This window comes from Clostridium sp. UBA7503 (assembly GCF_002477055.1).
Classification (GTDB): Bacteria; Bacillota; Clostridia; order Clostridiales; family Clostridiaceae; genus Clostridium_J; species Clostridium_J sulfidigenes.
Genome location: NZ_DLNT01000043.1, coordinates 92,970 through 99,933, shown reverse-complemented (window position 1 = coordinate 99,933; position 6,964 = coordinate 92,970). Strand labels below are relative to the sequence as shown.

Genomic DNA, 6,964 nt, shown 5'->3' with positions numbered 1-6,964 from the left:
AAAAAGTGGACTAACTTTTTAAAGTTGGTCCACTTTTTCTCACACTTCCAATAATATTAATTTAAAGCTATCCCTAAGCTGTAGTAACACGCTCCTTGTGGAGTTATCTGCCTAATATAACTTTTGGGGGGATAGGCAAGACTACCAAAAGTTTTATATATTTATCTAATTTTAAGTTTTTTTATCATTTGTAAGATCCCTCATTGATATATTTTTTATTTGCAAATGGGAGGCTTTATTTTTATAGAATTTTCTTAGCTTAACGGCTATATGGGGACACCCACATATAAAGTTGTTTACATGTTTAATTGGTAAGACATATCAATTTGTTACGATCTATCTTTCCTGTTACAGTAAGCGGAAATGTATCAATCATAACAACTTTAAAAATCATCATATACGTAGGTAGATATTTTTTTAAAACATTATTAATATCTGCTGTATCATATTTATTGTTAGATTTAACAAATGCAATCAACTTAGTTTGATCTGCTATATTCTCAGATATAACTGCACATTCAACTATATCTTTTATACGTAAGATAGTAGATTCAATTTCACCTATCTCAACTCTATGTCCTCGTATCTTTATTTGAGTATCCTTACGCCCCGAAAAAATTATTTTACCATCTTCACATAGAGTTACGTAATCTCCAGTTCGATATAGTTTTCCAAAAATAGGTGAGTTTATAAAAGCATTTTTAGTAACTTCTTCATTTTTCCAATAACCATTTGCAATGAATCTAGAGCAAATTAATAGTTCACCTTCATTAACGTCATATTTACTTAATTCAGAACAAATATATTTTTTTTCAAAGCAAGTATCAGGTATCTTTTTTACAACCCCATGTTTGCTAACAACAATTAAGTGAGTATCCTTTACAGGGATCCCTATGAAAGCTACGTCATCTTTCTCTGTTATATAATTCCCAGCAGAATAGGAAGATTCTGTTTGTCCGTAAAGATTGTACAATTTCACTTTATTTAATTTTTCATTGCATAATATAAAGTCATGCTCTCTTACTGCTTCTCCACCGAGTACAACTAATCGTAAATAAGGTAAATTTACAACCTTATTATAAGCATTCCAAAACATTCTAAAAAGTGAAGGTACACTATGCCACACAGTTATCTCATTTTCTTTAAGCCAGTTGTGTAGTGTAAAAAAGTTTTTAGGTTCACGCAAATCTAGTGGATATAGACACGCGCCCGATAATAATGAAGAAAAAATATCTATTACTGCGGCATCATGGCCATATGTGGAAAATAACGTTAATTTATCTTCTTTTGTAATGTTTAAATTACTAATATATTCACTTGCAAAGTGAACTATAGATTCAGCTTTTTGAATAACAGCTTTTGGTTTACCCGTCGAACCTGATGTATAGAGGATGTATACATCAGGATTATTGCTCATTTCAATAGGCAATGTGTACTCTTTAGATGCGTTATAATCAAGTTCCTCTAAAACTATAATTTGTGGTTCAGATTTCATTTTGCCGGCTAATTCTTTCGTTAAATTTACTCCTTCATAATCAGTAATTAAAAATTTAATGTTTGAATTATCTGCCATATAAATCAATCGATTTTCAGGGTAAGAACTATCCAATGGCACATAAGTCAAACCTGATAGTACACAAGCAACAATAGCAACAATGCCCGAAACTCCGTGATTGAATATTAGCCCACAACATGGTGACTTAGATTTTAGATTGAACTCATCAACATATTCCTTTAAATTTTGTGAAATATTACATGATTTCTCAATTAGTTCTTCATAAGTTAAAGATTCACTAGCTGTTTTAATTGCTAATTTATTTAAGTATTGATTCTTAATATTTAGTATTGATTTTAAAAGCATTTATCTACCCCTTTTCATTAAAGGTTAGTGTAGTAACTAAAGGTTTTAATAATAAAATAACTCCTAATGCAGCAAAGACACAAATAATTGAAACAACTCCTATAGCTAAAATTATATTGATACTTAATAATAATGAAAGTACTGGTAGAAAAATACTTATCATTAATGAAGTCATAAATTGTCTGACCCCTGATACTCTACCATGAAAACTTTTAGCAGCTGTTTTTTGCAGAGAATAATTAAAACTAGAAACTGAAATAGCATTAGATATTCCTATAAAGAATGTAGAGATTACTACGATTTCTACTGAATGTAGACCAAATCCTATTACAAATAACCCTTGAGTTATAAGACTTACAGCTGTCCATTTTAATGGACATTGTAAATTCTTAAGGTTTCCAAATATATTGGCACCTATAATTGCTCCAATAGCAAAAGCTGAATCCCAGATTCCTAACCACCACATTGGAGATTTCATTTCTGTTAATATTGGTACATATGCTATATTAATGAATGAAACCATAATTATATCGAATGTACATAAAAATACTAGACTAAGAACAATAGGATTTTCTTTTAAATTCTTAATAAGGTCATACCATTCAACAAAGAATTTTTTAAATCCAATTGTTGAGACTGTATCTTTAATTCTTTTTCCTTTACGAGTAAATATTTTTTGATTTGGTATTATTGAGATTCCAATACATGTCGCTGATACAATATATGAAAATCCATTTAATACTATTGCAAAAAGAGGAGACGTAAAGGAAATTATAATACCTGCTATGCCTGCTCCAAGAAGTTGACCTACTTGAAGACAAGTACTTGTTCTAGCATTATATCGAGCTAAACTGTTCCCATCTGCTATCATTGGTCCAATAGCAAAGCTCGCAGTTTTATAAAAAGGTCCTAATAGGCTTATAATTATAGTAGCTAAAAATATACTTGATACGTATCCCTTAAATGCAATTATGGCGCATATAATTACAACTAACCCACGAAGAAACTCTGCTATAAATGCAGACTGCTTGGCTCTTCCTCGGTCTACTGATGAACTCGCAATTGCTTGAGTAAGTAATTTCAAAACATTTTGAATTACTAATAAAAATGCAAATGCTGATACAGCTCCTGTTTTATCATATAGTATTTTACCTACAGCTAATGTATTCATCCCGTTACCGATATTTGTAATCAAGACTCCTAGTGGGATAAGAACTTTTGGATTACGTAATTTATTTAAATTAATAATAATCATCCTCCTTTTTAACACATGTCTAGATGGTTTTATAAATTTATACTTATACCAAATATTAGAATAAAACCTTATAATTATTTATTCTGATATATAACTTTAATATAACTCTGAGCTTTTCTTAGATATGAGTAATAATTATCGAATGTATTTTTCTCAACAAAGTTACCAATAACCCATCCTAGATATGAATATGAGTCACATTCAGCGGGAAGATAGTCGCCAACTTTCTTTCTAATGCATACTTTTTCAACAAATTTTTCTTTTAGAATTTCTTCTTCGCCTTCAATAGATTGTATTATCCCATGACCCTTATATTCAATATTATACCAATAATGTGTTGAAGATGCATTGCTGGTGTTTAAAGACATTTGCTTGAGCAATTCTAATTCATTCTCTGTATGATCCTTTAATGAGACTAATATTAAAGCTTCATAAAATGAAACACCTAAGGCTTTTTCGAAAAGCTGATAAAAGCATCCACCTGCACCTGGTCGTAATGCAGATTCAATTACATAGCCTTTGTTATTTCTCATTCTAATTTCTGTATGTGTTGCCCCTGATATTACTCCAGTTGCTTTTACTGCTTCATGCGATAAGTCTAGAAGCTCTTTCTTTATCTCTTCTGATAAGGATGGTTCTGTCAAATATAACCGATCCGGAAAAGAAGGACCTTGAGGATTTCCCTTTGACATAATTCCATTAAGTATCGGGCTACCTTTAAACCAAATTGTATCTACTGAATATTCTTCTCCATCTATATAATCTTCAATCAAGAATCCTGACTTTACAGCCTTTTCAACATTTAGTGTGGAAACATTGAAACGAAGAATTTTATTTATCTGTTTTTTTAATTCTTCTTTATTAAAAACTATTCCCACACCAGCGCTTGCTGCTCCATGAGCTGGTTTTACAATAAGTGGATACTCTAAGGAACTCAAATCAACATCTGCAAAACTTTTTGCTGAACAAGATGATGGTGTAGATACATTAGCCTCTTTCCAAACTGATTTCATACGACTCTTATTACGCATAATATCATATGTCTCCACTGGACTAGGAGATATTCCAAGATATTCTGCATATTTCGCAATATTGACAGAAAATTGTTCAACACATGATATTATTGCATCTGGACGTCCCATAAATTTTTCAACCTCATTGCCTAATACTTCAATAGGCAAAAATGGATCTATTTTGATATTAGGATACTGAATTTCAATTTTAGATTCACTTGCATAAAATAAATATGGGTCATGTCCCAGCTTTTTAGCAGCAGAAGCTATAAGTGGTCCATTAATTTCATCTGAAAAAATCGCTATTTTATTTTTCTTCATAATAACATTCATTCCTTTCGCTGTGTTCAAGTCACAAAATTTAATTAAAGTGATTATTTCACCAAATATTGTAAATAACATAGATAAGTATACAGGTGTACTACAGAGCACGGCAGAGTAAGTCTGATCGTAATTTATCGTAATCCATATAATAACATGTGCCGAATACTTTTTTAGTACAAATAATTGTTCCAATGACCACGTAAATTAATCTTTGTTTAAACAAAGACCCTTTAAGATCATGAGTATTCAATCAACACTTGTGTACTCTATTTTTTATTTGTAGGTGATATATATGTTAAAAATTGTTTACCAAGTATGTTGTGGTATGAATGTTGCCAAAAAACATGATGCGCTTTGGCTTGTAGACTTGTACAAGCATGGTCTCCTTCATGGAAGCTTTATTCTTCCTAAAAATATCATGGAGTTACGAGACCTTATGTTCTATCGCTTTAAACTTACCAAATATTATCAACTAATTCTTATTGAAACAGGGTATACAATAGATATTAATACAACTTAATATATTTTATTACACTCTTTACAACAAGTGTAATTCTTGCATTTTCACATATTGTATTGTATGAATTAATTTATGAAAATATATGTTATATACAGGTTGTGATTCAATAATGTAGAGGATTTTAAGTTATTTCTGAAATCGGCACCAATATTGTACTCTTCAAGGATGCAAAACACCTATATTCTTAGGATGGTGTTACTTCTTAAAATAATTTACTATCATAATATAAAACTATAAGAGATACTTCAATCACATACCTCTAAGCTATTTAAATTGAAAATATCCCTATAACTTCATTCTTATTTATCCTTTACTTAATGTATAATTATTTCCTATTGTTTTTTTGAGTTTAACATATCTAAAATTAGACGCGGAGTCTTTATTTGTTCAATTTTAAAGCTCTCATAGTCAATTTCAATTTGAAGGAGCTCTTCAATTCTAAATAATAGTTCCATTATTGCAAGCGAATCAACGCCAAGATCCTGAATATCTGTATCAGCAACTTCTTTAAAATCATTAATAATTAAATTCATGCTTTCTTGTGAAATTATTCCATTGAAGACTTTATAAAGCTTATTTTTCATCTTTAAATTACACCTTCTTCTATATATTTTTTAAAATTTTGATAACTCACTCATTCTTAGAATACATTATTGCAAAAATAAACTATCTTAATATATATTGAACTAATGTATTTATATAGACATAGATTAGTTACGTGAACAGAGTTACATTCTTTTATTTATGGTTAAGGCGGATATTTGTATACGCTTTCTTACCATGACTATGCCATTATAGAGTGATTTTAGCTATGTTTTAAATTTAAATGGTATATTAGAAACTAATTTTTTAATATAATAGCATTTGCTTCGCAAATAAGTTTTTGATATATTTCAAAATCTTTAATTAATGCACTCAATTCATTTATATAAGAATTCATAAAGTTTATATTAGGGCGTGAAAATACCATACTAGCCCACTTTAATAATGATTTTAATCTCTCTCTAATTATAGTACTCTGGTTTAAAATAGCCTGAGAATGTTCTTTTCCAACTATGCTACTACACTCAGTATCAGCTAAAATAGAATTCCAAGCAAACAACATTGGTTCAATTTTATTTGCAATATGCCTATGCATACGCAATTGATTTCTTTTACTAATTTCATTAAGAACTAATTCTTTTTTGTATGACTCAAAATAATTTAAAAGTTCATATAATCCAATATTATTAATCTTTAAATTTGGATTATATTTTTGTTTAACTAAACCTTCATCATAGTAAAATCCGTATAAATTTTTCATTATTTCTTTATATAGTTTCACACCACTACACTTTAGTTTTTTAATCAATGACTCGGTTGCACGTATAAAAGTAATAGTTACTTTTCCTTCTCCATCTTTAGGAAGTTTCGAAATAAATTCTTTAAATTCCATTGGTATGCAAGTTAAGGAACATGTCTTACCGGTTTTTGTATAATAAATTAAATCATCTTTCATACCTTCAAACAGAGTGCTCGTAACATATAAGGTTCCATCAGGTCTCTCCACAGTAAACATTGCATAAGCTTTATAACCATCAGAAAATTTTTCTTTCATTATGCCGCGAAGCTTTTCTGTTTCAACACATAAGGTTTCCGTAATTAAATCAACAATTTTACTAAGCCCATTTTGTATTGGCGTAATAGGCTCATTATTTTCAGAATATAAAAATCCCCAAAAACGGTCTGCAAATAACCAATTGAAATTTTTCATATTAGAATTTCTTTTTAAATAATGATATAAGGAACGATCATAACATACGTAAATAGCACTTTCTTCTCTTTCTTCTGTGGTAAGTTGAATTGAATCAAAATGGTGCAACATTGATTGCAATATATCCCTCCTCTTGTATAAAATTAATAAATTTTATTGACTAATATTTAAAAAGTTATTTGCTTTTTACTTGACTATTATAAGTTAATCAATGAATTATATTTAATTTTTAGTTTGT

General features: G+C 29.4%; 5 protein-coding genes. All 5 read right to left on the bottom strand.

Features of this window, described 5'->3' with window-relative positions; translation table 11 throughout:
• Window positions 1-304: 304 nt before the first annotated feature.
• The 5 genes from B3630_RS11970 to B3630_RS11950 all read right to left on the bottom strand — a co-directional run bounded on the left by B3630_RS11970 (window position 305) and on the right by B3630_RS11950 (window position 6,846).
• Window positions 305-1,861 carry an AMP-binding protein gene (locus B3630_RS11970; RefSeq protein ID WP_346898446.1) on the bottom strand — a complete coding sequence of 519 codons (1,557 nt, stop codon included), beginning with the start codon at window positions 1,859-1,861 and terminating at the stop codon, window positions 305-307.
• Between the two features lie 4 nt (window positions 1,862-1,865).
• The gene (locus B3630_RS11965; protein ID WP_346898444.1) at window positions 1,866-3,056 is read right to left on the bottom strand and encodes an MFS transporter; all 1,191 of its coding nucleotides are present in this window, start codon (window positions 3,054-3,056) and stop codon (window positions 1,866-1,868) included.
• A 134-nt stretch (window positions 3,057-3,190) separates the two neighbouring features.
• Window positions 3,191-4,450 carry an ATP-grasp domain-containing protein gene (locus B3630_RS11960; protein WP_346898442.1) on the bottom strand — a complete coding sequence of 420 codons (1,260 nt, stop codon included), beginning with the start codon at window positions 4,448-4,450 and terminating at the stop codon, window positions 3,191-3,193.
• Window positions 4,451-5,305: 855 nt separating this feature from the next.
• Window positions 5,306-5,557, bottom strand: coding sequence for an acyl carrier protein (locus B3630_RS11955; RefSeq protein WP_346898440.1), 252 nt, complete (start codon window positions 5,555-5,557; stop codon window positions 5,306-5,308).
• Window positions 5,558-5,814: 257 nt separating this feature from the next.
• Window positions 5,815-6,846, bottom strand: coding sequence for a hypothetical protein (locus tag B3630_RS11950; RefSeq protein WP_346898438.1), 1,032 nt, complete (start codon window positions 6,844-6,846; stop codon window positions 5,815-5,817).
• Between the last annotated feature and the right edge of the window lie 118 nt (window positions 6,847-6,964).

What these genes read in the sequence shown, in the direction of transcription:
- B3630_RS11960 (WP_346898442.1), bottom strand. Translation starts at nt 4,450, where the DNA reads ATGAAGAAAAATAAAATAGCGATTTTTTCAGATGAAATTAATGGACCA.
- B3630_RS11970 (WP_346898446.1), bottom strand. Translation starts at nt 1,861, where the DNA reads ATGCTTTTAAAATCAATACTAAATATTAAGAATCAATACTTAAATAAA.
- B3630_RS11955 (WP_346898440.1), bottom strand. Translation starts at nt 5,557, where the DNA reads ATGAAAAATAAGCTTTATAAAGTCTTCAATGGAATAATTTCACAAGAA.